Source organism: Rhodospirillaceae bacterium, assembly GCA_016722635.1.
Classification (GTDB): domain Bacteria; phylum Pseudomonadota; class Alphaproteobacteria; order JAEUKQ01; family JAEUKQ01; genus JAEUKQ01.
Genome location: JADKIX010000013.1, coordinates 1 through 26,145, shown reverse-complemented (window position 1 = coordinate 26,145; position 26,145 = coordinate 1). Strand labels below are relative to the sequence as shown.

23 protein-coding genes and 4 pseudogenes are annotated in these 26,145 nt (G+C 44.4%); 6 read left to right on the top strand and 21 right to left on the bottom strand.

The annotated features are described in order from the left end of the window. The first annotated feature begins 340 nt into the window (after positions 1-340). The 3 genes and pseudogenes from IPP67_09850 (at position 341) to IPP67_09840 (ending at position 3,789) form a co-directional block, all read left to right on the top strand. Complete coding sequence (locus IPP67_09850; GenBank protein ID MBL0339423.1) at positions 341-667, top strand: phage protein; 327 nt, start codon at positions 341-343, stop codon at positions 665-667. Between the two features lie 1,190 nt (positions 668-1,857). Next, positions 1,858-2,205 (top strand): annotated as a pseudogene (tnpB, locus tag IPP67_09845) (IS66 family insertion sequence element accessory protein TnpB). A 73-nt stretch (positions 2,206-2,278) separates the two neighbouring features. Beyond that, positions 2,279-3,789, top strand: a pseudogene (locus IPP67_09840) (IS66 family transposase). Positions 3,790-4,112: 323 nt separating this feature from the next. Here the strand turns inward: IPP67_09840 and IPP67_09835 are convergent. The 12 genes from IPP67_09835 to IPP67_09780 form a co-directional block, all read right to left on the bottom strand. Then, positions 4,113-4,262: a hypothetical protein gene (locus IPP67_09835; protein MBL0339422.1), complete on the bottom strand. Its 150-nt coding sequence runs from the start codon at positions 4,260-4,262 to the stop codon at positions 4,113-4,115. Positions 4,263-4,857: 595 nt separating this feature from the next. Then, positions 4,858-5,145, bottom strand: a complete 288-nt coding sequence (locus IPP67_09830) for an efflux RND transporter permease subunit (protein MBL0339421.1) — start codon at positions 5,143-5,145, stop codon at positions 4,858-4,860. Then, a complete protein-coding gene (locus IPP67_09825; GenBank protein MBL0339420.1) occupies positions 5,091-5,315 on the bottom strand; it encodes an efflux RND transporter permease subunit in 225 nt (74 codons plus the stop codon). Before IPP67_09825 ends, IPP67_09830 begins: the two co-directional genes overlap by 55 nt. Positions 5,316-5,320: 5 nt before the next feature. Further along, on the bottom strand, positions 5,321-5,758 hold the full coding sequence (locus IPP67_09820; GenBank protein MBL0339419.1) for an efflux RND transporter permease subunit: 438 nt from the start codon (positions 5,756-5,758) through the stop codon (positions 5,321-5,323). Continuing rightward, complete coding sequence (locus IPP67_09815; protein MBL0339418.1) at positions 5,724-6,413, bottom strand: efflux RND transporter permease subunit; 690 nt, start codon at positions 6,411-6,413, stop codon at positions 5,724-5,726. Before IPP67_09815 ends, IPP67_09820 begins: the two co-directional genes overlap by 35 nt. After that, positions 6,322-7,404 (bottom strand): efflux RND transporter permease subunit, encoded by a 1,083-nt coding sequence (locus tag IPP67_09810; protein ID MBL0339417.1) that lies wholly within the window; start codon positions 7,402-7,404, stop codon positions 6,322-6,324. The genes IPP67_09815 and IPP67_09810 overlap by 92 nt, the downstream gene beginning before the upstream one ends. Then, positions 7,373-8,017: an efflux RND transporter permease subunit gene (locus IPP67_09805; protein MBL0339416.1), complete on the bottom strand. Its 645-nt coding sequence runs from the start codon at positions 8,015-8,017 to the stop codon at positions 7,373-7,375. Before IPP67_09805 ends, IPP67_09810 begins: the two co-directional genes overlap by 32 nt. Next, the gene (locus tag IPP67_09800; protein ID MBL0339415.1) at positions 8,014-9,276 is read right to left on the bottom strand and encodes an efflux RND transporter periplasmic adaptor subunit; all 1,263 of its coding nucleotides are present in this window, start codon (positions 9,274-9,276) and stop codon (positions 8,014-8,016) included. Before IPP67_09800 ends, IPP67_09805 begins: the two co-directional genes overlap by 4 nt. A gap of 46 nt (positions 9,277-9,322) precedes the next feature. Beyond that, a complete protein-coding gene (locus IPP67_09795; protein ID MBL0339414.1) occupies positions 9,323-10,705 on the bottom strand; it encodes an efflux transporter outer membrane subunit in 1,383 nt (460 codons plus the stop codon). Positions 10,706-11,051: 346 nt separating this feature from the next. Further along, positions 11,052-13,415, bottom strand: coding sequence for a TonB-dependent receptor (locus IPP67_09790; protein MBL0339413.1), 2,364 nt, complete (start codon positions 13,413-13,415; stop codon positions 11,052-11,054). Positions 13,416-13,569: 154 nt separating this feature from the next. Continuing rightward, on the bottom strand, positions 13,570-14,517 hold the full coding sequence (locus tag IPP67_09785; protein ID MBL0339412.1) for a FecR domain-containing protein: 948 nt from the start codon (positions 14,515-14,517) through the stop codon (positions 13,570-13,572). Further along, on the bottom strand, positions 14,517-15,017 hold the full coding sequence (locus tag IPP67_09780; GenBank protein ID MBL0339411.1) for an RNA polymerase sigma factor: 501 nt from the start codon (positions 15,015-15,017) through the stop codon (positions 14,517-14,519). The genes IPP67_09785 and IPP67_09780 overlap by 1 nt, the downstream gene beginning before the upstream one ends. 412 nt (positions 15,018-15,429) lie before the next feature. Between IPP67_09780 and IPP67_09775 the strand changes: the two genes are divergently transcribed. Beyond that, positions 15,430-16,323, top strand: coding sequence for a hypothetical protein (locus IPP67_09775; GenBank protein MBL0339410.1), 894 nt, complete (start codon positions 15,430-15,432; stop codon positions 16,321-16,323). Between the two features lie 429 nt (positions 16,324-16,752). Here IPP67_09775 and IPP67_09770 read toward each other — a convergent pair. The 5 genes and pseudogenes from IPP67_09770 to IPP67_09750 form a co-directional block, all read right to left on the bottom strand. Next, positions 16,753-17,558, bottom strand: a pseudogene (locus IPP67_09770) (FG-GAP repeat protein). Next, a pseudogene (locus IPP67_09765) lies at positions 17,527-18,503 on the bottom strand (FG-GAP repeat protein). The pseudogenes IPP67_09770 and IPP67_09765 overlap by 32 nt, the downstream one beginning before the upstream one ends. Before the next feature lie 529 nt (positions 18,504-19,032). Further along, the gene (locus IPP67_09760; protein MBL0339409.1) at positions 19,033-19,521 is read right to left on the bottom strand and encodes a hypothetical protein; all 489 of its coding nucleotides are present in this window, start codon (positions 19,519-19,521) and stop codon (positions 19,033-19,035) included. After that, positions 19,509-19,784: a hypothetical protein gene (locus tag IPP67_09755; GenBank protein ID MBL0339408.1), complete on the bottom strand. Its 276-nt coding sequence runs from the start codon at positions 19,782-19,784 to the stop codon at positions 19,509-19,511. The genes IPP67_09760 and IPP67_09755 overlap by 13 nt, the downstream gene beginning before the upstream one ends. A 250-nt stretch (positions 19,785-20,034) precedes the next feature. After that, positions 20,035-20,703 carry a 4'-phosphopantetheinyl transferase superfamily protein gene (locus IPP67_09750; protein MBL0339407.1) on the bottom strand — a complete coding sequence of 223 codons (669 nt, stop codon included), beginning with the start codon at positions 20,701-20,703 and terminating at the stop codon, positions 20,035-20,037. Between the two features lie 388 nt (positions 20,704-21,091). On the opposite strand from IPP67_09750, the gene IPP67_09745 reads away from it, so the two are divergent. Then, the gene (locus IPP67_09745) at positions 21,092-22,198 is read left to right on the top strand and encodes a hypothetical protein (GenBank protein ID MBL0339406.1); all 1,107 of its coding nucleotides are present in this window, start codon (positions 21,092-21,094) and stop codon (positions 22,196-22,198) included. A gap of 93 nt (positions 22,199-22,291) precedes the next feature. Here the strand turns inward: IPP67_09745 and IPP67_09740 are convergent, their stop codons facing one another. The 3 genes from IPP67_09740 to IPP67_09730 form a co-directional block, all read right to left on the bottom strand. Beyond that, a complete protein-coding gene (locus IPP67_09740) occupies positions 22,292-23,071 on the bottom strand; it encodes a TonB-dependent receptor (protein ID MBL0339405.1) in 780 nt (259 codons plus the stop codon). Positions 23,072-23,166: 95 nt separating this feature from the next. After that, on the bottom strand, positions 23,167-23,640 hold the full coding sequence (locus IPP67_09735) for a hypothetical protein (protein MBL0339404.1): 474 nt from the start codon (positions 23,638-23,640) through the stop codon (positions 23,167-23,169). Between the two features lie 37 nt (positions 23,641-23,677). Then, positions 23,678-23,989, bottom strand: coding sequence for a hypothetical protein (locus tag IPP67_09730; GenBank protein ID MBL0339403.1), 312 nt, complete (start codon positions 23,987-23,989; stop codon positions 23,678-23,680). Between the two features lie 533 nt (positions 23,990-24,522). Here IPP67_09730 and IPP67_09725 point away from each other — a divergent pair. Beyond that, positions 24,523-24,783 carry a hypothetical protein gene (locus IPP67_09725; protein ID MBL0339402.1) on the top strand — a complete coding sequence of 87 codons (261 nt, stop codon included), beginning with the start codon at positions 24,523-24,525 and terminating at the stop codon, positions 24,781-24,783. Positions 24,784-24,942: 159 nt separating this feature from the next. Here IPP67_09725 and IPP67_09720 read toward each other — a convergent pair whose 3' ends face one another. After that, positions 24,943-25,086 carry a hypothetical protein gene (locus tag IPP67_09720; protein MBL0339401.1) on the bottom strand — a complete coding sequence of 48 codons (144 nt, stop codon included), beginning with the start codon at positions 25,084-25,086 and terminating at the stop codon, positions 24,943-24,945. Positions 25,087-26,145 lie beyond the last annotated feature (1,059 nt).

The window sequence follows — 26,145 nt, the reverse complement described above, 5'->3', positions numbered from 1 at the left end:
ATTGAAGTTCAAGTATGGCTCTTTGGAAAATTATCTTGAACAAGGGACATGACCCGATGAACCAACGTAAGAAAACATCAGGCCAGTTCAGCGCGTAGCTATGCCGCCGCACGCTGGTTGCAGGTTGGTGATCATTCACTACTGCAGAACTGGAAAGATTAGCGGCGCGCGCTTTGATCAGGATCTGTGGCAATGGGTTTTGTACCACCTGTCAAGCTGTTGATTAGGTGAAAAGATGCAAAAGTATCGGCGCAAACCTTACAAACCAATTGATCCGTGAAAAACTGCACGTGAAACCCGCATCCTTTCGGGAGGCTTAGTAAGAAGGAAGCTGCAAACCATGTTGTTTGCCAACTTATCTTGTTACTGGCAGGAATCTGACTGGTTCAAGTGCCCACAGCAAGCTTATAAGCTTCTGCGCATTCTAACAGGATATGACCTTCCTGGAGAATCTTGGAGTGGTTGGCGGCTATCAGGCAATACCTTATGGTCACCTGAGGGGAAAAATTTCACAGCAAGCGATTTAAGCTATTTATCGCTCACTTTCGCAATGGCCAGACAATGGCGAATTGATCAACAGGAAAAACGCGCTTTGGGTGTCCGTCCAAAGAAATCAAATCTTGTTCCTTTTGTTCTGACCCCAAGGGAGGAAAATATTTTCGGCTAGTAACACAATGCGTTCGTTCCCATTTAGGAATAAATAATACTTTATTGATGACTTTTAACCTTAATTTTAATGACATTCAATGACTTACCTTGTTTTATTGCTTGCCGATTTTGACGTTTTGGCTGTTTGGGGTGTTTTTGGGTGTTTTCCATTATTTAAATGCCTTATATGACTGTTTATTCATCTTATTAACGATATTTAAGAAATGTTAAATGATTACTTTATCTCTTGATGTTTATGAGTCCAAAGATTACGCAAACCTTTACAGGGCATTGGGTTCGCTTGGAATAAGTTCTATCTTTTCAAGAAAAACATGAATCGAACACTAAATATTTTTTATTGTTCGTGGAAACTTGTTATCGATCTGAACAAACCTTCTTTTTACCCCTCGTAAATGGCTTTCTCATTGCCCTGATTTTCGCACTTTTGTCATTGGATTGAGCATAGAAGATGTTGCTATTGCTTCTCACTATGTCCGCCTTATTAAAAAGATCGGTCGTTATTGTGTTAACTGGCATCTATATTCATCTTCTCTTTCTGATCATGTATAGTTCTTGAACGTATTAAAAGTACTGTTACCATCGAATTACTTACCTGTTCCATTTCTGAAAACAGAAAGCGTTCTTGGTATGCAAACAAACTTTAGAATCAGTTGAAAAAGCAGGGAACTATATGAGATCCAGAAGATAAAAAAGATTCTTGAACAAATGTGCAGGAAAATCATGATCTCATTTCCCGAATGGTTGAAAAATGTATGGATCTTTTTGGGCGGCTTTTGCTGTGCTTCTTCATGCGCATGTTGAGTATATAAAAGGACATGAGTTTCTTACAGTGTAAGCGTCCAACGCCACCATCTAACAATTTTTAATGCGCTCAATTATCCTCAAACATTTTTGAAGAGGATAACCAATGGCATTACCGATACATCAGCATAAACATATAGCAACCTGGCGGTCAGTGGATTATCGCAGGTGGCCTATTGTCGTCAGCATCAGTTGAATTCCAAAACGTTCGCGAACTGGTTGCGGGCTTATCATACTCAACCAGTTGCTGCAGTTGCCTCGACTTTGATTCCGGTTGAGATCAAGTTGGAGCCTTCGTCATCGGGTCACTGTGTTTACATTGTCCACAGGTCATACGTTCGAACTACCAGCAGAGATATCACCACAATGGCTGGGGCGGTTGCTGAAATGTCTGGATTGATTGCTAATCCGGGTAGCATCTGGCTTGCAGTAGAGCGGGTTGATATGCGCCGTGGTATTGATGGTTTGTCGATGCTGGTGCAAGAGTCTCTGGCGCATGCGCCCTGCGCAGGTTCAGCTTTGTGTTTTACAATCGTGCGGAAATCGCATCAAGGTGTTGTTGTGGGGATGGCACCGGCGTGTGGTTATTCAGCGCCGTTTACATCAGAATTAAGTTGTTTGGCCAAAGTCAGATGAGCGCTGTTTGTATTGACGCCAGCACAGTGGAATTGGTTGGTAGCCAGTGTTAATTGGCAGCGATTATCGGCGTTGCCACCTGCACATTTAAAGGTTTGAAAGATAGTTAAAGCATCTATTTATCGTGTTTTGGGTCATGCGGTATAATTAGCAGCATGAATGCACTCACAAATTGGACCAATTGAACCTTGATGCGGATACTAAAATCCAGATTCAAATGCTGTTTGAGCGGTCACAAAAGAGATTCATTCTCAGCAACTCAAAATTCAAGCATTAACTATGGAGCTGGCCTATTTGCGCCGGAACCTATTTGGCAAAAGAGCGAGTCGTTATCTGCACTCCGATTTGTTCGAGGAAACCTTACAAACTGATCTGGCGGCGGTACATGCCGAAATCGAACAGCTCGACCCATCAGCAAAAGCCGATCCGGCTAAATCAACACGTTCCGCGCTGGCCGCCAGCCGTTACCAGAACACCTGCCATGTTGAACACCGTCACGAGCCTGAGTCTGTCAATGCGATCAGTCTGGCAATCTGGTCAAAATCGGTGAAGATGTTAGCGAACAGTTGGATGTGGAGCCAGCAAGATTCTTCGTTCACCGTCATCCCGCCCCCAATATGCCTGCAAGACCTGTGAAAACGTTACCGCCGCACCTATCCCGCCAGCCATTATAGAGGGTGGCATGGCCGCCACGGTCTACTGAGTTGGGTACTGACAAGCAAATACCTGAATCATCTCCCGCTCTATCGCTTGAACAGATTGCCGTGCGTGAGCAAGTTACGCTATCACGTTCCACCTGGCGGAATGGGTCGGTCGTGGCGGTGTTGCTTTGCAACCTTAGCAGACCGGCTGACATGGCACCTGTTGCAGGCAACACGCTGCATGCCGATGAAACACCAGTATCGCACAACTTGACCCCGGCAAAGGCAAGACTCACAGGAGGCCTACTTGTGGGCCTATCGCAGCAACGACCTGGAGCCTGGGCCGCGCATCATCGTGTTCGACTATCAAGTCGGTCGCAGTGGCCGGCATGCAAAGCTTCCTGGAAGATTGGCGAGGTCATTTTGCTGGTCGACGACTATGGTGGCTACAAAGCCCTGTTCTCTGAAGCATGAAACCTATATATTGAATTGGCTTGTTGGGCACACGCACGGCGTAAATTCTTCGATTTGCACAAGGCAAATGACAGTCCGATGGCTTTGCAGCGTTACAACGCATTGAAACCTATATGCAATTGAAGCAGAAGGTAAGACCTGACTATCGAAGACCGTCAACAACTACGAGAAGAAAAAGCCTCCCCGGTTGAAAGCATTACATGGCTGGCTGGTGCAAACCCGCGCTCAAACAGCAAATGGCGGTGGCTCCGCCAAAGCCTTGGATTACACTGAAACGTTGGGCCAGCTTGATTCGCTATGCACAGACCGGACACCTGCCAATTGACAACAATCCGTAGAAAACGTCATTCGACCCATCGCGATTGGTAAAGAACTGGTTGTTCACCGGCTCTGAACGTACGTCAACGTGCAACAACCATTCAAACTTTATTCGGCATGGCCCAACTCAACGGCCTGAACCCTTCTGCCTGGCTTAAAAGATACGCTCATCAAACTACCCACTTGGCCTAATAGTCGAATTGACGAATTGCTGCCGTTGTCACCTGAGTTTATTGAAACGCTAAAGTAGATGAATTGATAGAGATAGATGGTGGCGTTGGACGCTTACCCTTACAGTTTCAAGTGGCCCAATCTTTCTTGAGACATCTGAACGCCGTGTCCGGCTCTGCTCCGAGGGTCGGAATTGAGGTTTCTAAGGATGCCAGTGGTATTGGCGAATCAAAAGCCCTCAGCATCAAACCCGGCACGCGCGGCCCGGATCTGCATGGATACCCTACCCGGCTACAGCCTCCCGAAACTCAAAATTGTTAAGCAGGGGAATCATGAGTGATTTACACCCATACCATGCCATTGCATACCGCCTTTAGCTTGACGGATACGACTTATCCACCCTTACCCTTCCCGAGTGTTTAAAAAGCACTGTGAGGCGATTAAAACGTTTTCCGGTGTCGATGTCTCTGCACCGCTCAACGCCAGCACCAATGCGGAAAGTTTTTGCGCTGCCCCGATGACGAACGGTTGACAAAAGGAAGCGCGCGGCATGCGCCTGCCTCGACGCTCAAGCGTAGCGGAAGAGACGAGAAAAGGAAAATGCTTTAACGGAACCAGCAGGAATCTCAGGAGAAGTTCCGAGGCGCCGGCCAAAGCCGCCAATGAGAGGCCAATTCCCGAGTTCCGTTAAGCGGTATGTTCCCGGCGCGGGCTCTTTGCGGAGCCGCTCAGGGGGTTCTCAACCCCCCGCCCTTTGCATAACCGATCTGGCATGGTAGTTGCGAAGCCACTTCCAGTAGGGACAATGTGGCGGGGCGAGTTGGGAACGGAAAAGCAGGTTTTTAGAGGATAGAAAGACTTTTTTGAATGAATCAGAGGTGAAAATCTTTCCGCGCTTGTCAGCGTTCGGTTTTTAAGTGAAATTTTATTAATTTTGCGAAATTTTCCGCTTTTTTGAATTTAACTCGCTACAAATTATCGGCAATCATCGAAAAAAAGCCTGAAGAAGAAAAGAGGATTCTATAAAACTTTTTTTAGATAGGGATCAGCGTTTCCCTAAGACTTCGACAAAGGAGACACCATTCTTTCGAATCAACACCTGACTCAATCAGGCGTTTTTTCCTTATGAAGATAGATACTTACGTTTCTATCGCCGCAGCCAGCATTTTCCGTGTCCCTTCGCACAGTATTCCGTTATGGGCAATTCACCCATTAAATCCTCTCTCAAAACAACATAACTGACTGGTACTAGAATTAAGGTGATGAAAGTTGCAAACATAATGCCAAATGCCAATGTAATCGACATAGGCAAAATTTTCTCGGCATGAGGACTTTGTTCACTCATGAGTGGCAACAGTCCTAAACAGGTAGTTGCCGTCGTTAAAAAGATGGCCCGAAAGCGCGCTTTACCAGCCAATAGAACAGCGTCATGCAATGAAATATTTTTTTTCCAAATCTCATTAATTTTTCAACCAGTATTAGACTATCGTTAATTACAATTCCACCCACGGCAAATAACGCAACATAAGATTCGAGAGTCAAAGGGATTCTTAGCAGCAAGTGTCCCAATACAGCACCAATAAAACCAAACGGAATTGCCAGCATAATAATTAGCGGCTGCACATACGAACGCAAGGGATTGCTAACAAAGCATATATTCCAAGCATCGCCAACGCGCCAAACCCCCAAAGCTTTGATAGTGTTTCCTCTTGTTTCTGCCTGGATTGTCCTGGTTCAATTCTTAATCCTGGATATTGTGCTTCCAGCGCAGGGATCACCACCGTACGCAAATCGACAAGAATGTTTTCAACATCGACTTCATCTTTGTACACCTCCGCACTGATTAGTTGGATACGTTCGCGATTCTGGCGTGTAATGCTGGCAAATCCAGGCATATATACAGCTTCGGCTACAACGGAAAAAGGCGCGGTAGCGCCGCTCGGTAACTTGACCGGCATGTTGTACAGATTATCCAAAGAACGACGATGCGTGGCAGGAAAACGTAACATTACTCTAACCTCGTTCCGATCCTGAAAGAATCGCTGCACTTCGAGTCCGGAAGAATCCTTGACGGACTTGTTCACCTAGGCTTTGCATGGTCAATCCGTGAAATGCCGCTTCAGGCTTAAGTTTCAAGCGCAATTCTGGTTTACCAGCCTGCATAGAACCAGTAATACTGTGAACTCCTGTATAAGAAGACAGCTTGGCTTTCAGAATCTCCCCGGCAGCGCTTTGCATTGCGGTATCCGGCGCCATCAGTTTCAACTCAATCGCTTTAGCAGATTGAGTAGCAGGCATGCCAAGATTTCGGGGCCAAAATGTCTGGAAAGACAACGTCGCATTTGAAGGCACTTCTCCAAAACGATCTTGCCAGCGTTTTTTAATCTCATTCATGCGAGCCCGAATGCGTTCATCAATGGCAATCTCGATATCAACCATACCTACGTTTTCATCAAGAATTGAAATAATATGTTGAAAACTATCACCAGACCCACCTTCCAAAGCACTAATACCCAGCTCCGCGTTCAGTTCTGCTCGAATTTGCTGTGCAATCTCCTCCAGACGTTTTACCTGGTGATCAACCTGCTCAAGTGCAGTGCCGGGAGGAAATTCAATCTGTGCCAGCAAGTAATACTCGTTTACCTCCGCATCCATAACACTTGGGACACGTCCCGATAGAACCAGTGCGCCAACAATCAGCAATGCAACCGCAAATCCTGTCAGCGTGATATAGCGCAATCGTAATAGTACTAGCAACGTCGGTATATATATGATTAATAAACCTTTGTAATCCTGCATCTATACGTTCTTGAATATAGCCAATAGCAGACGACCAGACATTTTGTTTTGCGGTCGATGAATAATTGGTTGCCAAATGAGAAGGCAATATCAGCAATGCTTCCAACATTGAGAATGCTAAAGTCAGCATGATCACCAGGGAAATGTTATACATCAGGTTTCCGCTGAGTCCTGGCAGAAATAACCCTGGAACAAAGGCAATCATTGTAGATAGCACCATCATGACGACCAATGGCGTTACTTCAAGGGTGCCACTGATGGCACCGGATAACCCTAAGCGTCCACCCTGCTGGTGCGTGTAAATATTTTCACCGACCACAATGGCATCATCTGCTAACACACCCAATATCAAAATAAGCGCAGAAATTGAATAACTATTCAAGGAAATACCAACTATTGGCATCAGCCAAAGCGCACCTAACAGGGATATCAGAATCCCGCTGCTTACCCATAATGCCAAATGAAATTTGAGTGTGAACATCAATACCAAAAACACCAGTATAAAACCTGATATCGCATTTTCCATTAGCATGGATATATATTGCTCATAGTATTTCGACCAATCATCCCATGTCGTTACTTCAACACCTGGCGGCAATTGGGAACGAAATTCTGCAATAACCTGATGAACGGCCTCGACAGTCGTTTTAATCTGATCTTTGGTCATGACAACAATCTCTACTGCCGGTTGATTATCGACTCTGACCAGTAAATCTTGCTCACCGACAGTTTCTCGAATCTGTGCAATATCTCCTAATAGCAGATGTGCTCCCTGATAGGTCGGACGTAATTCAATTGCTGCAAAATCAGCAACACTGAGTGCTTGCCCTTTACTTCTGAGTAACAATTTTCCATCCAGTTTTTTATTCACCCGCTGGAATATTTTGCGACGCATTTTGAATAGCCTCAGATACCTCTTCAAAGCTCAGTGCATAGCGACGCAAATCGGATTCTGTGACCTCAATCGCTATTTCATAAGGATACTGTGGCCAGGAAGTGAGTATTCCGATATCAGGGTGTTTACTCAGCCGCGCTTTCAATTGATCGCGTTGCTGTTGTAGCGTTAACATATCCGCTTCACCTCTTACCACGACAATCACTGCCGGCGTACCTGTTTTCAGTTCTTGGATATTCAGTTTCTCTATTTCTTTGGGCAAGACTGTTATCGCATCTATTTTCGCCTTAACAGCTGCTTGAAATTTTGTTGAACCAATAGCCGGATCAAATTCTATGGTGATTTCACATTGGGCTTGTTGTGCAACCGAATTGATATGCTTGATTCCTTCTAACTCATGTATGGCTTCTTCAATGGGGATGCATAATGCTTGTTCTACTTCGCTTGGTCCCGCGCTCGGATAAGCAGCGATGATTTGTAGTTGATTCTGTGGTTCTGGAGGAAGTGTATATTTCTTGGATGAAATAATTCCTAAGATGCCTCCTGCAATGATCAATACCATCAGAAAATTGGCGGCAACAGGGTTATTGGCAAACCAAATGATCAGTCTCATGGGACCGACTGCTCATTTGGATTATCTGGATTATTTTCTATCGCTCGAATCGCCGCATCATCACTGGATTGATCAATAAATATCGATTGAACCTGCATTCCTTCAATCGGATAAGGAATTCCCGCCACAAGGACATTTTCTCCTTGGTTTAGTCCAGCAGAGATCATTACCTGCTCACGTTCCCGCTTCAATACCCTTACCGTGCGAAATTGCAATTGATTGTGATGATCGACCACAGCAACTTGGCTATTCTTGATTAGCGCACTCGCCGGCAGGATTGCCAAATGGTCTACCCATCGTCCCTCAATTATGGCTTCCACGAACAAACCCACAGGCAAACCAACAACTGAAGTAGCCTTTACGGTTGGCGATCTGGATTTGGTGGCTTCAATCCCAAAGGGGTCACGAACTTGTGCGATCACTGCCATCATGCCAGTGTCTTTATCAATCACCCCTTCACTACGCACGATATGACCTTGCCAAATACGATCCTGACCTTGATAAAATGCTGATAACGTAACCTTGGCCATCTTAGGCGATTGGTTGCGATCGGATAGATCGGGAAATTCTACAAATGCCAAATCGGAAGTGTTTATGGGCAAGCGGATTTCAACCAGGTCGCTGCTATACACTCTGCCCAATACCGTGCCACTGCTAATATATTGCCCAATTCCCGCTAATTTGCTGCGCACCCTTCCATCAAAAGGCGCACGGATACTGGTTCTTGATTGCAATAGCTTGGCATTCTCTAGCTCCGCCACCTCCGCTGCCAACTTGGCCCGCTTCTCCTCTAATTGTGGTATGCGCAAACTCAATGGACTCGGAGTCCCTTGCCCTAAATGTTCCCATTCATCCCGAGCTTGCTCGGATTCGGCTTTTTCACGAACTAACTGATAGCGTGCTTCCATCACTTTGGCGTTGGCCTGAGTGACTCTGAGTTTATAGTCCGATGGATCGATTTCTATCAATACATCTCGTTTTTTGAAAAAACCACCCTCCACGAAATTGGGTGCAACTTTGATAACATGACCAGACACCTCTGCAACCAAATCAATCTCGGTATGCGCTATTACACTGCCTTGCGAGTGCACATCCATGCGCATGGATTCCATTGCAACTTTAACAACACGCACTGAGGGCAACTTGGTGATCACTGCTTGCCTGTCTGTTTGAGGAGGTGAATTGATTAAAGCAAATGCAGTCAATCCTCCAGCCACTATCATAGATAAAGCGATAAGTAATTGGCGATTGATTTTCATAATTGTTCAGGTGCTTGAATCTCGGTATTCAATAAAAATAGCATCATCAAAAACCGCCGCCCAATGCCAAATAAAGATTAACGCGATTGTTTAGCAATTGCCGCTTCACTGAAAGATAAGCACTCTGAGCATTTAATGTACTGCGATAGCTATCCAATAATGTCAGTATTTCTATCAAACCATGTCGATAAGAATAAACAGCAAGCTTCTGACTGGCTTCAGTTTGTTCGACGGCTTCCTTGAGAACTTCTGCCTGCTTTCGTAACCATTCCTCGGTAGCCAAAGCTTCTTCGACATCTTGAAAGGCATTGAGCACTGTATGTTTATAAAAATTAAGCGACTCCTCTGCCCGTGCTTCATTTTTGGCAATCTCTCCCTGGATACGTCCACCAGTAAACAACGGCTGCATGAGACCAATAAACACGTTCCAGGCGACTGCACGCGGATCGACTAAATCCGTTAGATCGGTACTCCGTGTTCCACCCGCAGCGGTCAACGTTATGCGCGGCAAAAGCAGCTTCATGCTACTGGAGGTCCGTAAATCCGCTGCACGTAAACGATCAAAAGCAGCCATTAAATCCGGTCTTCTTTCCAGAAGCTCAGAAGGCAAGCCAGCAGGAATAGCAACCGGAAGTTCAGGTAAACTCGTTGTTTCCATCAAATCTCCCGCTGGATAACGCCCCAGCAGAATTTCTAATCGCCTGGCAATGATTTGCATTTGATCGCGCGCTCGCATGTATTGTGCTTCTGCATTGGCCAAGTCCGTGAGTGCCAAGCGCAAATCAAGGCCACGCGTCAAGCCGCGTCGAAAACGACCCTGCACAAAATCAGCAATTTTACGGCGATCATTGATCGATTGTTCTGCCACTACCGACTGCAGTTTAGCTTCAATTAATTCAAAATAACTCTGGGTTACTCTGGCAGCCAAAGATAGCCTAGCTCCCTGGAAATCGGCCACGGTAGCTTTTGCTTCTTGCGCTGTCGATTGCTGTTGATCGCGTATTCGACCCCATACGTCTAATTCCCAACTCAAACCAAACAAAGCTTCAAAAACGCCAAATCTAGATGATCCAAAACCGGCCTCGCGAATTTGAACTTGCTGATGATCTGCGGAAAAGAACAGTTGTGGCCATCGACTGGATCCATCAATACGTGCTTGAGCTGCGGCGACACCTACCCTTGCCGCGACGGCTTTAAGTTCATAATTTTCAGTCAAAGCATTGCGTACTAAATCACTTAAACTTTGATCACCAAAGGTTTCTATCCAATGTTCGGGCAGGGATCGATCGGATTCTTGCGCCCCACTCCAATGCGCAGGAATCTCAACGCCAACTTCTTTGAGATCTCGCTGCGGCAAAGTTTTACACCCACCAATACTCACCAAAAAAATAAAAATCGTGCCCAGGATAGCAATATTAGTTACTTGCATTCATTCATCTTTATATTAAACCAGGAGATAAGATATCTTTTTAATGGAAGATAGAAGTGTGGTCGCGCAACACAGGCTATTTTAGGGGTGACTGTGGATAGAAACCATGTGACATTTTGTCGCAGTGTATATAACTAAGTTTGTACTGTCGTGTTGTCCATCCTGCTGAGAGGATTTATGTACAAAAATTGTGGATTATTGAATAATTAGGCGCCCTGCCTAATTAATCGTCTATGACAGTATTTCTGTCAGCAGTACACTGATGACTTTCGGACAGACAACAAGATGGAGTAATCGGTCAAATTGCTCCATCCTCAAAGCGATATCTCGAAACTCCACAAGTCATCTAATAATCAATACGCAGCGAACCCATAAAAGTACGAGGTGCACCGACTGTAATAAAACTTCCACTGTTAGTGCCGACGAAATACTTTTCATCAGACACGTTCAACACATTGAGTTGGGCGGTAAGACGCATTTTATGCAAGATTTTAACTTGATAGCTTGCCATTAAATTACCAATCACAAATGCCGGTAACCGATAAGTATTGCCTGGATCGCCTTGTCGTTTTCCAATCCCCTGAATTCCCCCTCCTAGTTTTAATCCACGCAACATTTCGTTTTGGAATTCGTAGGTACTCCATAAAGTGCCAGTATGTTCAGCTGCTAAAAATAGGCGTTTCCCCTGATTACCCAAATTGGTCCCAATAGGATTACCGTCAAGATCAAATTCAGTGCCACGGTCTTTAGTAATTTTGGCAAAAGGTAAATGGCTGTATGTAGCGATTAAATTCCAACCAGGCAAGACTTCACCTGCCACATCAAATTCAAAGCCACGGGTTTCCGCTTCACCGATGGCTCTAGAGCGAAAAGGATTAGTCGGATCAGGTGCGCCGATACCCTGTTTGGTCAATTCAAAGTATGAAAAAGTCGATCTGAGTCGTCCATCCAAGAATTCGGTTTTCAAACCTGCTTCCCATTGTTGAGCTGTTTGCGGTGGCAGTCTCTGTCCATCAGTATTAAATAATGTATTCGATGCGCCAAAGTTTTCAGTATAGCTGCCATACAAAGACAACCACGGCATAGGTTGCCACAACAAACCACCACGCGGTGTAAACCGATCTTCCGCTGAAGTTGTCAGATCTGTGACAGTATTTCGCCCAACCGCATTATCGTAGCGAAATCCCCCCATTGCGTGAAAGTTATAGGGTAATTTAACTTGGTCCTGAAAATAGGCACCATGCCACGACTGTGTAAAACCCATATTGGAATTATTGCTGGAATCAAGAATTGGTCGACCAGCCAAATAAATCGGATTGAAAATATTAAATGCTGGGGCAGATGCACAGCAATTGTTTCCTTTGATCTTGTCGTCAAGAAAAATGTAATCGTAGCCAAATAGAAGCGTGTGCTTGAGTATTCCAGTGGTTACATGACCTGTTAAATTAACCGAAGTTTGATATCGATTCGAATGATTAATCGGCGCATTGTTAAAAAACCGCTCTAATGAGCCATTGGCTGTGGCAGGAGTAAACCAGAACAACGAGTTGGAATTATAATCCATCAGTTCTGCGGATAAGCGGTGCGAAATCGTCCAATCATTATTGATCATATGCGACCAATTCACGCCGACGAAATATCGATCTCCGTTATTTCTATTATTAATGGGCTCGCCTGCAAAAAGATTACGAGGAACATCAGCAGGACGATTTCCCACATTGGGTATACCTGGATCCGCCACATTTTTGAAGCTTTGATATTCAAGTTCTGCAGTTACCTGAGTTTGCGGGCTTATATTCAACTTTACGACGGGCGCTATAAAAACGGATCTATTATTGACGAAGTCACGAAATGAGCCTGAGTTTTCATAAGACAAGTTCAGACGATAGAGCAATCGATCATCCTTCGTCAGGGGTCCAGTCGCATCGACTGTTGTACGATAAAAATCGAAAGAGCCTGCTTGTTGTTGCAGCGAATAATACGGGGTCGCCAATGGCTGCTTGGTCACCGTATTGATGATCCCTCCAGGGTCGGCACGACCGAACAGGATGGAGCCTGGTCCTTTAAGCACCTGAATCTCTTCGATATTAGCCATTTCTCGCTTAACCGTCCCCCCTCCCAGAGAATTGGGCATAAAAACACCGTTACGGTATGTGGTATCACTATTAAATCCACGAATTACAAACCCATCCGATCCTCCCTGATTGGTAGGCATATGCGTCACACCACTGACATTCTGCAAGACAGAATCGAGTCGGATTGCCTGTTGATCCTGCAATATTTGGCGTGGCAATACCTGAACGGAAAAAGGCGTCTCCATGATAGACGTATTAGTTTTAGTAGCCGTTGTGGTATGAGCGCGAATAAACTGATTATTGAACGGTGATCCTGGTTCGTTAGCGCTCCGCACCATGATTTCCGGCAACATCGTTGACTTGGGTGCCGCTGCTTTTTCTCCAGATTCTTTGATGACATAAGTATCTTTTCCGCTTGCCAGATGAATGTATGGTGTTCCCTGCAACAAACGCGCCAGTGCCTGATCGGCATTCATAGAACCATTGATGGCCTGACTGCGAATTCCTTTTAGATTTTCTGCCGTGAACAATAACTGTATACCGGTTTGATTGGATAAAGTATGTAACGCATCTGACAAATCCTGCGCAGGAATATCGATTGTTCTACTTTGCGCTTGCGCATTTCCTAGGAACATAACCAATCCCAGCATCCATAAAATTTTCTGCATTCATTCTCCTGATTTTTTCTTATTAATTTCAGCCAAGAAACAGCTTTACTAATCAATAAGACGAAAATAGAAAGAAACACCTGACATAGAAAATTTATTAATTGATAACTACTTGAATTATTTAGTTTCTGAACGAAAGCACAGTCATCTCATCCTGTTCGGTGCTGTGGAGTGGAAACAGCACTTTGAGTGCCTCGATCAACCCGGCACGATCGGACGAATTGAATTCTCCGCTGACTATTAACTTGTTTAGCTGTGAATCTGCCAGTCTAATTGGGCGTTCGTGATAGCGATTAATCTGTCGAATGGCTTCGTTCAGTGGGGTATTGCGAAAAATCAATCTGTTTTTGCGCCAAGCCATGATCGTTTCAAAATTGGCCGCAGAAATGTCAGACAAATCGTTTGCAGAATAAGTGAGTTGCTGTCCGCCGTATAGCGTTTTGATATTATCAATCTGAGCATGCAATTTGATTTCAACGGCGCCTTCCAACACCGCGACGGTGGTCTTGTCTCCCTGCCGCATGACATTAAACTCGGTACCGATATCTCGCAAGGTACCATGCCCGGATTGAACGACAAATGGACGCAAGCGTTCGCTACCTATCTTGAATGAAGCTTCACCCCGCTCTATCGTTACCTGTCGGGTCAATCCAAATAACTCCATTCGCAGAACGGTATCCGTATTCACGTCGATGGTGGTGCCATCCATCAGAACAATTTGCTGACGTTCTCCGATTGCTGTCGTAATCAATTCCTCATGTCGGGTAAGCCAGTGCAAGGAACATGACAGCACAATCAACAAAGCGACCCAGGCAACGGTCAGTCGAGATTTCTTAGTAGATGATTGAATTGGTTTGCGTTCTAATTGATCAAGGCTATGCCAAAGCCGAACATATTGTTGATATTCATTACGATGTGCCTCACTCTCCGCCAACCAGTCTGCAAACGCTTGTTGGTCAGCGTCACTGCAACCATTGTGCTGCATGCGCAAGAACCAAGCAGCCGCCTGTTCAGTCAGTGAATTTTGATCAAAGGACTGCGGCTGCCGTGTGTGTTGCGATTTTTCCATTAAGTGAATACTTGACGCAGTTGCACAAGGGCACGAATCAATAATTTTTCTACAGCATTACGTGAAATACCTAATTTTTCAGCAATTTCAACGTGAGTATAGCCATCAAATTTGTGCAAGATGAATGCGCGATGGCATTGCGGTGGCAATCCTTCAATGGCACGACATAACTTTTCCAAAAGCTGTCTTGCATATATCACCCTGGCAGGATCAGTTAAATTGCATACAGGTGAATCATGTATAGGAAGCTCATCAATACACACGTATTCCGGATGTTTCACATGAGCGCGATGATAATCGATAACCAAATTACTCGCGATGCGGTATAACATGGCCCGTGCATTGAGGATAGATTCGCCGGGGTAGACCATGACGCGAATAAAGGTCTCTTGTGTCAATTCAGTCGCAATCTCGCGACAACCTACACGCCTCAACAAAAAGTTGCGCAGTTCGCAGTAATGACGCAGATAAAGATGAGTAAGGGTTATGCTTGAATTCATGATGCCGGCTGATGGTCAGCCTCTTGATTAATGCGCGTTGAATTATGCGTGACATGAAGGTAGTTTGGAATGCGACATAATGTCACATCTATTTAATGAAAATAGCGGTCAAAACCACCCTGAGCAAATCAAGCAATGAGCAAATGTACCCATTGCCTACAATCAGTCGCTTGAACCCATTTAATCAAAGAAATTATCTGAAAGAATTTTCTGCGACAGATTGTCACATGTGACATTTAGTCGCATTGATTTAGTTGACTAACTCTATCAACATTTAAATTGAATCGAAGTCTGACTGATAAAACAGTTCATTTTTTGAATCGATTCAACAAGCAACAACCACATTAACTAATCGATGTTTTTATCAAAAAAATATGGAAAAACACACAGTCTGTGTTTTAAAGGGGCATTATTGAAAAAATTAACAAAATTAAAAATCGCAGCATGCGCTGCATCGATATTACTGATATCGAGTTCTCAAGCACACATGTACACCCAGTTTCCCGTCTATGATCGTGGCGGGCTTTACGAAAAAAGTAAAGAAAGCGATTGGCCTTATTATCAGGATGGCGCCTTCGGACCTGTTCGATTCAATGTCCAACACGCATGTAGTCACGAAGAAGGCACGGGACGTGTTTCAACTCGCCAATTGACCGTCGTCATACCGACCGGCGCGACTGTTAAACGAGTCGATACTAAATTGCCCGGTCCATGGGAGTTCCCAAATTTTGATCCGGCATACCAGGAACTGGGTCCGGCTTCACCAGACGCTAACGGCTATGATTGGGCTATCTCGTTTGTAAAACCTTTTGCACAAGCAGCCTTAAATCGGGTCTATCCGATTATGGGCAAGACCTCGACAGGCGAAAACATACCACGCGCTCTGGTCTGGGTTGGCGATCATCCCAACGATAATGATGCGGACATCATGGCTACCATGTTTTTTCCGGAAATTCCCGCCGAATCTTGTGTCAAGGAAGTACAATACTTTTTCCCCGCAGCACAGTTCTGCAGCACTCCCCGCCAGCCTAATACTGTCACAGGATGGTTATTGGGCACTACCGAGAATTGGACTAAAGAACGCTTAGGCGAGACACAAGTTCAGTGGGCACCAACGGTGAGCATGTTACGTGATTTGAATAAAAAACCGCTGCCTAGTAGCTGTGGAAGTGGTGAAACTATTGGCATCTACCCTTCCCGCGAAGATATTGATCAGTTTTTGCGCCCCATCTCAGTTGATAAAAAAGGTCATCACTTTAATCAAAAGAATGTCGATTGGTGGATCAAACGTCATGACGATCACTAAAAAATACTAGCTATCTAGCCATCTAGCCATGCATCCGAATTCCAGTAAATCAATTGGATCCGGATGCATGCTTATTCACGAAGTGACGGCCCGATGACCGGATGCTCAGTCAGCAACTTAAATTTGCTCAATCACTGCTTCGTATCCAGTTTTCACATAAACTATTCAGCAGACTCCAGCAGTAATCAACTGGCACTATATCAGCAGCAATCCTTGGAATCTCAGGTGCATAAAGCTTTAGTATCAATGGCGGAATCTTTGTCAAAAATACAAATCGCAAGCCGTTCTGGATGAATTTAGTGCTCTCAGATGAATTCATCTGAAAGCACTATAAAAATTTCAAAACCGATCTTGATCAGATCATTTTTCGATACATAAGCAAAAAACAATCATTCGGTCTGGAAATAGTCTGCAGGATAAGGTTAGGAATTAACTCCAATTAACCAAAACACCACCAAATATTACGTAAACAACACCTGTATTAGGAATACTCCCATCTCCAAAAGGCGCTCCAATGATTAAATCATCAAATCCATCATTATTCACATCACCTGCGCTGCTAACAGATTTGCCCAAAGAATCGCCAGCCGCCAACCCATTCAGCAAAATACCATCACTACTACCTAGGTCAGCCAAATTGAGAGAAGCACTAAAGCCTGAAGCTTTGCCATATACCAGATAACTGGAGCCAGAATCTTGACCATTCGGTTCTGCACCAAAAGCACCAATGATCAAATCGGCAAAGCCATCGCCATTGAAATCACCCGCAGTACTGACTGATCTACCGGAGTAATCGCCAGCTACTGCGCCTTCCAGACGAAAGCCATTGTTACCATCCAAACTGGATAACTCCACTGTTGCATCGAAGCCAGAAGCTTTGCCAAAAATGACGTAACTGGCACCAGAGTTTTCGCCATTTGCATCGGCATAATTGGCACCGATAATAATATCGTCAAACCCGTCACCATTGACATCACCCGCGGTACTCAGTGAATAACCGGATTGATCCCCTTCTGCCACCCGTTCAAACGGAAACCGTTGCTGCCATCAAGATTAGAGATATCCAATATCGCATCGAAGCCAGAGTTTTTACCAAATATCACATAACTGGAACCGGAGCCCTCGCCATTCGGACTATCCAAATAGGCTCCAATCATTAAATCATTGAGTCCATCGCCGTTGATGTCACCGGCACTTATACTGTTACCAAACTGGCCGCCTCCCTGCCAATCCATCCATGCGAAAACCGTTATTACCATCCAGGCTGGTCAGATCCATGGTGGCGCTGAAGCCTGCGGATTGTCCAAATACAATATAACCACTGCCGGAATCTTCTATGCTCAAATCAGCCAGTGGCGCACCAATAAATAAATCATCAAAACCATCGCCGTTGACGTCGCCTGCACTGCTGCCTGACCATCCCGTCAGGCTATCTAATGTGCCATCCAATCGAAATCCGTTATTGCCATCGAGACTGGATAACTCTAACGTGGCACCAAAACCTGATGCTTTACCAAATACCACATAGCTATAACCTGTATCGAGTCCCGGAACATCGGATAGCGGTGCACCAATCAGCAAATCATCAAATCCATCTTTGTTGATATCACCTGCTCTACTCACCATTTGTCCTGCGGCATCTCCCCCGCTACGCCATTAAGGCGAAAGCCATTGCTGCCATCAAGAGTGGATAATGGTAACGAAGCATTGAATCCTGAAGCCTTACCAAATACCACAAAGCTGGCGCCGGAGTAGAAATCATCAAAATTATGCGGCGCCCCAATAATTAGGTCATCAAAGCCATCGCCATTGATATCTCCAGCGCCGCTGACTGATTCACCGGTATCATCACTGGTGATTACACCATCAAGGCGAAAACCGTTGCTGCCATCAAGGCTGGTTAAATCAATGGATCTCCCGGAATTATTAAGCAGATTATCGATTGCTGTTTTGGCAGTCGCAACCGTAGCTGCATCTGCGGTGACCCCAGCCAGGACTTGCTGCAGTGTTGACAAGCTAGTTGAAGATCCTCCCTTTTCTATGGAGTAATAACGAGACACTTCTATCCGATTATCTAATAATGCGGCTGCATTTCCCCATGCCGGATCAGTATGTTCAACGCCATCTAGTAAAGTGATACCTGAATTGATCACGGCACCCAATGTCTGTCCACTAGCCATTTGGACAAGAATAAAATTAACTGCCGCGCTTTTTTGATCTGCCGTCACCGTATCGCCAACCAGATTATCGATTATTTTCTCTGCATTACTCGTATTATAAGCAAGGGCAGCCGCTCCCCAGTCAGCATTGGATGCAGGAACAGTTGATAAAATAGTTGTTAATTCTGCAATGACTTCACCTTGTGTTGCTCCCGCAGAAATTCGATTGACGATATATTCAGTCGCCAGCGTTTTATTGGCATCAGAAGCGTGACCACCAACCAGATCGCTGATAAATGCCTCTGCAAAAGCTTCGGAAGTCAAATCATCAGCATAGTCTTTGCCAAGAAATAATTCAGTTCCTACCAAAGTTTGTGCCAAATCCGCTAGAGATTGTCCGGCGGTCAATTGTGCACCAAGGGCATCCAAATAAGTCGCTCCTGGCGATGCATTAAACATCACTTGTGCCAATTGAAGGAGAGAAGTTTGTTGTTGTGCTGTAAGTGCCATAGCGGTTTTCCTTAAATTCGGTGTGATGTCTTAGGATAAATTAGGGCTGTGGCCACACTTGTGCACCATTGAACTGGATCGGCATGTCGCGATCAATTTGTGCGGCCGATGGTCTCACCGTGACCTGCAATCCTGCTCCGCAAGATTCTGGCAATGGATTGGTTGCCAGATCACGAGTAATCGTAAAGTAAACCGGAAAATCAAAGGCGTGCCCTCCTGGCGTCCCATCGTATTTCGAGCCGACTGCGGGAATCCAGAAACTCACTGCGTTCTCGGTGGTATTCAAATCGTTGATAGTGGTTATTTTACAAATATCTGCCGCTGCTACTGCAAACCTCACCGATTTGGCACAGGATTCTGGATTGATCAATGCTGCACTGGTCACAAAGGGAATACGGCCAAAAATATGAGAAGCAATCGTTCGACCGCCACCGGCCCAGAATCCAACTACATTACCTCTGGTATCTCTTTTGACATCTTGCTCGCTGAATATTGAATGATCCTGGTAGATTTGAATCAGTCCCCCCAATTTTGTATGAAGTCACTCAGCGGACCAGCATGTGGGTTTCCATTGGCAACGATCGTTGAATCTAAACCATCCGGGAAAACCACACTCGTACCAATGACAGGTTCATTAGTACAACCATGGGTAATCACGAGATAATTATCCGATCTGGTCCCTTCAGGAATCTCCGATGGTTGAATAACCGTATGTGCATTGGCATTCTGCAAAAGAATGCCTGCCAGTAAAGTGGGTACTAGAAAATTTTGAATGAATGACCGTAACAACATGCTTTCGAACTCCTTAATATAGCGATGAATATAAATACCAACTGGAATGGCAGGTAGTTCTGTAAAATTAGAAAATTAAATCGAGCAGAAATGACGCAATATTTCTTTAAGAACTTACCATCGAAATTTTAGTTAACTATTCTCAGTCAGAACTCCATCGATTAGCAATGCGGCAAATTGCCGCATCAGCACCAAGTTGATCAAGTAATCAGCTCGCATGACTGTGAATAATCTGAGCCCATCTGACCTTTCAGTCGCGATTGACAACCGCCAGTGCAGCGGCATAATCATCGGGGGCTTCAATAGCCCACCCATTGATTGTCGGACAATCCATGCGATCACAGACAACCCGATAGCGTTCGCTATCATGCAAAACCGATATAGATTGCAAGTGCTCCGAAATGCCCACACCCCAGGCCTTTAATATCGCTTCTTTAGCGACCCAATGCCGAATGAAATCTGTCGTTGTTTTTATCTTAGCTTTGCGTTCCAAAGCAGTAAAAACATACTTACCCAAACCATTAATATCTATTTGGCGATTGCAAGATTCGATATCCACACCAATCGAACCACCGGTAGAAAATGCAAGTAATGCAAAACAACCGGCATGAGAAACATTGAATTGAATATCTGTATCGCTTTGCAAACTCGGTTTTCCATATTCATTCGTCACAAAATTCAGTTTTTCCGGCTGCCGCATAATTTTCTGAGCCAGCAATCTTCTCAACGCAGCTCGTGTCACTATTGAGCGAACTTGATCTTCATGAGCGCGAAAACGCAGTGCACGATTCCGCTCTGATTCATTCAACAGAGAGAAATCTAAGTGTGATACAGGCATCTGTAAATTTAACGTGAGTTGCCATACTTCAATATTTGTAGGCACATCAGTGGACAGAGATAATCGTTGGATAGTAGACACAATCTGATTAAAGAAAGAATCGATTAATAAATTGCCAAAATTAGGTTGTGATCAAATCATCACTTAAATACTCAATCAGCGTGATTAAACTAATACGATTTACGAAACTTTATGGTATTAATCGAGTATATCGGAAGCCACGAAATTACCTGCTGCGACAATTTGTCGCATTCTCACCGGATTGAATTTTTCTGATAATTCAGAAGAATCATTCGGGCAGTTTTAATGGATAATCAGTAGATAAAATATTCATCAGACCCGGATCATCAGGATTAACCTACTACTCACGCATCTAATAACAAAAAACTGATTATTCAATTCTGTCATGCATTTGCATCTTGCTGGCTTGTGCTGTACTTGCACCATCCTATGTGATTACGAAATACTTTTGACGTATTTTGTTTCACTTGGTGGAAGCGATAAAACTCAACCATCTTCACAATTAATATTAAATATGATCAATTTATTCAGACATTCACCTAGAAATACCCTTTTGAATCCGCGAATAACGCTACGTACTGTAGTCATTAGACTGTTGAGTGGAATTTGCTTATCGAATCCCCTGACACTATTTGCCGGTGAATTGCATCAGCATATCGAAGTCAGAATTGCCGACCAACGTGTGCAAGCAAGTTTTTGTCGCCCTGAAAAAGGGTGCAGTTTGGTTAAACCAGAAACACTCGGGTTGCCTGCCGGACAAATGCCGATTGATCAACTGACTGGCACTCCGATTTACGTTTCAGAATTCAGCATCTTTCCTGACCGTACCGCGATCGATAGTCCAGGTTTCGAAGGAATCGCGGGTGAAATGACAGCCGGAGATCGGGTTCGATACCTTGCCAGCGGTCACTTGAGTTATTGGAACACAGAAAAACGTCAATGGTCATTAGCACCGGAAGGCATTCAGATTCGTTTGGCTGGCGGTTTGGATTTGCAGCCTAATCAAGATTGTGGGCAGGTATTTTGCATTCCGAGAACTGTCGAAGGATTTACTTTGTTCAATCGACACGGTGTAAGCAGTGCTTCTTCGCTTATAGTCGGCGAAGTTCGTCCGGATGGTTCTTTACACACTCATCTCGATTGGATTATTGAATCCAGTCAAGGTACACCGAATGCACCTGTTGGCGCCTACATGGTCGAATTAAGGTTGATTACCGATTCTTACCCTGAACCTTCTGATACATTGTGGATAATGTTCAATAATGGCTTGCCATTGGCGGATTTTCAGCAAGCAGTTGCGGGGCGTGTGTTGCAATCAAATACTGATACTGCATTAGCTGATAAGTTGTTTAATTGGGCAGAATCCAATTACCCTTCCTTCTTTCCAAATACAACCACATCATTCATAGCACTGGGATTTTATGCACGGTGTTATCAAAATGGCGCTTGTGTTGGCGTGAAAGACAATCACATCTTCGCAGTGGGCGGGGAATTCGGTGCCAATGTAGTTACATTGGGTGAATTTGATGCAATTGCAGTGCAAGCGGGACTCTGATCTTTTTGAATTGAGTACCCCCCTACTTGTGTCGCTGGGTACTATTCACGACGGATCTAGAATAAAAAATTTATGTGCACCAGATCGTAAAAATCAGAATGATGCACTCATCCCCACTTGCGCGCTAAAGCCAGCTTCAGGTGCAAAATTTCGCAAAAAAGAAGTCGAGTTCCTGATGGTCATGTTAGTCATATTTGAAAGTTTTGCGAAGAAAAGAATTTTCCTATGATCGGACATCTTCCAATCGTAAGACAAATCCAGGTCTAATCGATGATAGCTTGGCGTTTCAGTTTCCAAGATTCCTGGTCTATTTTGTTCCAGCGCATGGGTATAACGTAGCCCGCCTCGCCATTGTGTCCACTGGAATCCTATTTCGCCTCCGAATCGCAATGGCGGAAGCCTTGGAACATCTCCAAAAGCATCATTCTGAAACCAGCCACGCACATAATCAGAAAATAACGTTAAACGAGGATTGATGGGTAAGCCCAAGCGAGGATGAGCAGTAATCTCAGCTTCGTAACCGGCAAAATTTGCTGTATTGGCCTGATATCCAAAAACCGGCAGACAATTTCTTAAATTCGCGCAAGTCAATTGGAAACGAGGCGGATCAGGAGCGAAATTAAAGAAGAATCCCTGGTTCTCCAGATAGATGAAATCCTGTATCGATTTGTAATAACCATTGGTATGAAAGGAAACGTGTTTGCCAGTAAAGCGTAAGCCTAATTCGTAGTGATTGGTTTGCTCAGCGCTCAGATTCAGTCGACCGATTTCGTAACTGCGGGTTGCAAAATGCGGGCCTGATGCAAATAATTCCTGCACATCGGGTGCGCGCTGAGCTCGCTGCCAATTCAAATACAATGAAGTTTGCGGCATGATCTCATAATTTAAGCTAGCAGCCAGGGTAAGTAAGATAATTCAATGCATTGGGCAAGGGTAATGCGCCAGAAACACCTGCTAATCTAATTTCATCACTTTTGGGCGTCGTGGTTTGATTTTCGATGCGCGCCCCATTTCAAGGTTGAGGCGATCCGTAATAAAGACCGTTTCTGTGACAAAGAATCCCAATGAATCAATATTGGCAGCAGGCGTGAATGTTTCGATTCCTGTCGCTGCAAAAGTACGATTCTGCCATTGCATGCCAAATGTGCCATCGAGCCACCCTCCCGCTGATGATTCATTTCTAATCGCGATTCCCACACCGAATTGTTAAATCGGGTCAACGATGAACTTCTATCGGTCACACTTTTATCATAATCTTTATGATCATAGTCAATGTAACTCAGTTTTGCTTTTACCTTGGGTAATGCTGGCCAATAGGTTTTCCACAGGCCGTCTAAATCATAACGGCGTTGTGACATATCTATCCTGATGGCTTCTTGTTCAGTTCTTCCCGCCTCGGTGTGACCTGGAACTCCGGGTGGAATACCATAATTTCTGACCATTTCATGATAGCTCCGCCCAAATGGCCATGTTTACCGATCAGCGATATGCCAGCCGAGCCACCTGACTGTTGGAATGACTATTTTGGATGACATTCGTGCTATTGGTGCTCGGATCAACTTGAAATTGTTGCCGAATCGCTGCTTCGTCTAAAGCAGTTCCGGGAATATGGGTGTTATTGGAGGAACGCTGGAAATAATCGACATGGATCGCAAACATTCCCTTACCCACATCCAATCCGAACATCCCGGCTTTATCTGCAGAATTATGGTCGTAACGAAAATCCATTCGACCAGCAACGCCATTCAGCGGAATCTTTTCTGGTATGCGTTGATGCTTGATATCAACCATACCGCCAATCGCATTGCCGCCATAGCGCAGAGTGGCAGGGCGCCTAACACAGTAATGCTTTCTGCCAGCATGGTTTCAAAAGCGATCGCAAGATCGGGACTTAATGCAGAAGATCATGTCGCCAATCCCATTTTGCATGATTCTGACCCGAGGGCCGCTCATGCCACGAATGACCGGTTGACCAACGCCAGGCCCATAGGACAGATTGCTGACTCCCAATTCACGTTCCAGTGTTTTGCCGAGTGTTTCACCGGTGCGAACGCGTAATTCGGCTTTCTAATTTTTGTATTGGGTCAGCCGGTGTAGAACTCGCTTCAATGGTCATTGTTTCCAATTGACCGGCTCTGGCGGAATAGTAGAACTGGGCTGCGCAATATTCGATTGATTTTCTGCTACTGATTTTTTTGTGCATTCTGATCTCCAGCGAGGCAGGATTCAAAAAAAATTAACAATGCATGCAAAAAATATAATGGGAACAAATATGCAAAATCTGCATTAAAGCCCCGCCATATCATAAAAGTTTCTATTGAACCATGTTCAGCGATATCGCCCAGAACCCCGCCAGCAGTGTAAATTTTGCCGTCTTTACTGCCAACGCAAACGGAATTGTCATAACAGCGGACGCAGTATCCGAAGATAAACGGCTTTCGGCAGCATGTGGGATAATGCTTTATTCTGTGATTCTGCCCAATCAAACAGTGCATCCATCCGATCATAATCGTTCGATTGGACTTCTGGCGTCACTTTCAAAGCTTGAGAAAGCGCCAAACGATCAAAAATTGCTTGAGCATTGATATGAAAAACTAATGCAAGTGGAACAGAGGTTTATAGAGTATGCGTTCACCTGATTCATCGACTCCCTAAGATATTGATGAAAACCATATATAACATCATCCGGTAAAGATCCGTCCACTTTCTGGATTCGAAAAATCGGATGGGCTTCAAAGTCGCTTCTAGGTTGTCAAACTATCAATGATTCCTTGTAATCCATTCCCTTCTTTATCGGTCACTATTTTTTCATCCGATAAACGACTGATCACTAACTGCTCTGTAAAGCCTTCTCTCAACCATTGTGATTGCTCGCTGGACCATTTCAACAAAGTACTTTCTGTTTGATAGCCTACTATGCCGCCTTGGTCGGAAACCTGTCCCGGTAAATCCGGAATCTCCCCTGCGATAAGGGGGTAAATGTATCGGTAAATGAGATGACGAATGCCGTGTGGTCACCCAGCGCTCTTCCCTGACGCTTGATATCTACTTCAATGTTGCCATCGCGCCATGCAAACGCCATGTTCGGTTCACCTTCATGCGCCATAACCATGGTGCTAAAAAATAAAGCGATCCTATAAAAATGGTTTTAATCAAAAGATACTCCGGTAATTTTTTCAAGAGGATTCGTGATACGAGTCTATAAAAGCGTTGCTCACCTTATGGTGAGTGGGATTCTAATTTCTACGAGAATTCCAGTCCACGTCATTAGAACTTATTCATTGTTGTAGTGACTTTATTTCTTGACCTCAAGAACCTTCGAATCAGTTCAAGGTGGTTATCGCAATTGATCTTATTTAAGTCGGCAATCAATATCAATGCGACAAAATGCCGCACCATTCACAATTCTAAATCGTGAAGAATTAGATCTGTATTCATTAAGAGAGACTGCGACAATTCGTCGCATTCTAAAAAAAAATCGAATTTTATAGATAATTGTTATCAGTGTTATTAGATTAATTTTTATCACTAACAGATGGCATTGTTTAATAAATCTGTTTGAATCAATGTCTAGCACCTATTTTGAATTTCTGTTTGTCAGAAAACCATCGCCAAGAACCCATTGTGACGAGTACTACATTTCGATTCCTGATTCTTGCACGCTAAATTCAGCCATAGAAGTCACTCACCGAACATTAATTAGGTGCAAAATTGAAACTGTTTAAATTCCTTAAATATTTTCACCCACGATTTTGTCATTTGATGATCTTGCCGTGCCGTTCGAGCAGGCGGATTTGCCATTTTACTTTTGGCAGTTATCAGCAAGTTGCAGCTAAAGGAATACGCTGACTGGAAACCTTTGTATTGATGGTCTGGTCTTACACTGCACGACATGTTTTAGAAAATGCCCTTGCTCAATGAGCTTAGCAAAAATATGCCGAGTTAAT

Bases quoted from the DNA above. Each gene is read 5' to 3' on its own strand.
- IPP67_09850 (MBL0339423.1), top strand. From the start codon at position 341: ATGTTGTTTGCCAACTTATCTTGTTACTGGCAGGAATCTGACTGGTTC.
- IPP67_09835 (MBL0339422.1), bottom strand. From the start codon at position 4,262: ATGCCGCGCGCTTCCTTTTGTCAACCGTTCGTCATCGGGGCAGCGCAA.
- IPP67_09825 (MBL0339420.1), bottom strand. From the start codon at position 5,315: ATGCTGGCAATTCCGTTTGGTTTTATTGGTGCTGTATTGGGACACTTG.
- IPP67_09810 (MBL0339417.1), bottom strand. From the start codon at position 7,404: ATGCGTCGCAAAATATTCCAGCGGGTGAATAAAAAACTGGATGGAAAA.
- IPP67_09805 (MBL0339416.1), bottom strand. From the start codon at position 8,017: ATGAGACTGATCATTTGGTTTGCCAATAACCCTGTTGCCGCCAATTTT.
- IPP67_09800 (MBL0339415.1), bottom strand. From the start codon at position 9,276: ATGAAAATCAATCGCCAATTACTTATCGCTTTATCTATGATAGTGGCT.
- IPP67_09795 (MBL0339414.1), bottom strand. From the start codon at position 10,705: ATGCAAGTAACTAATATTGCTATCCTGGGCACGATTTTTATTTTTTTG.
- IPP67_09790 (MBL0339413.1), bottom strand. From the start codon at position 13,415: ATGTTCCTAGGAAATGCGCAAGCGCAAAGTAGAACAATCGATATTCCT.
- IPP67_09785 (MBL0339412.1), bottom strand. From the start codon at position 14,517: ATGGAAAAATCGCAACACACACGGCAGCCGCAGTCCTTTGATCAAAAT.
- IPP67_09780 (MBL0339411.1), bottom strand. From the start codon at position 15,017: ATGAATTCAAGCATAACCCTTACTCATCTTTATCTGCGTCATTACTGC.
- IPP67_09755 (MBL0339408.1), bottom strand. From the start codon at position 19,784: ATGTTGTTACGGTCATTCATTCAAAATTTTCTAGTACCCACTTTACTG.
- IPP67_09740 (MBL0339405.1), bottom strand. From the start codon at position 23,071: ATGCCGCAAACTTCATTGTATTTGAATTGGCAGCGAGCTCAGCGCGCA.
- IPP67_09735 (MBL0339404.1), bottom strand. From the start codon at position 23,640: ATGGTCAGAAATTATGGTATTCCACCCGGAGTTCCAGGTCACACCGAG.
- IPP67_09730 (MBL0339403.1), bottom strand. From the start codon at position 23,989: ATGGTTGATATCAAGCATCAACGCATACCAGAAAAGATTCCGCTGAAT.
- IPP67_09725 (MBL0339402.1), top strand. From the start codon at position 24,523: ATGTTCAGCGATATCGCCCAGAACCCCGCCAGCAGTGTAAATTTTGCC.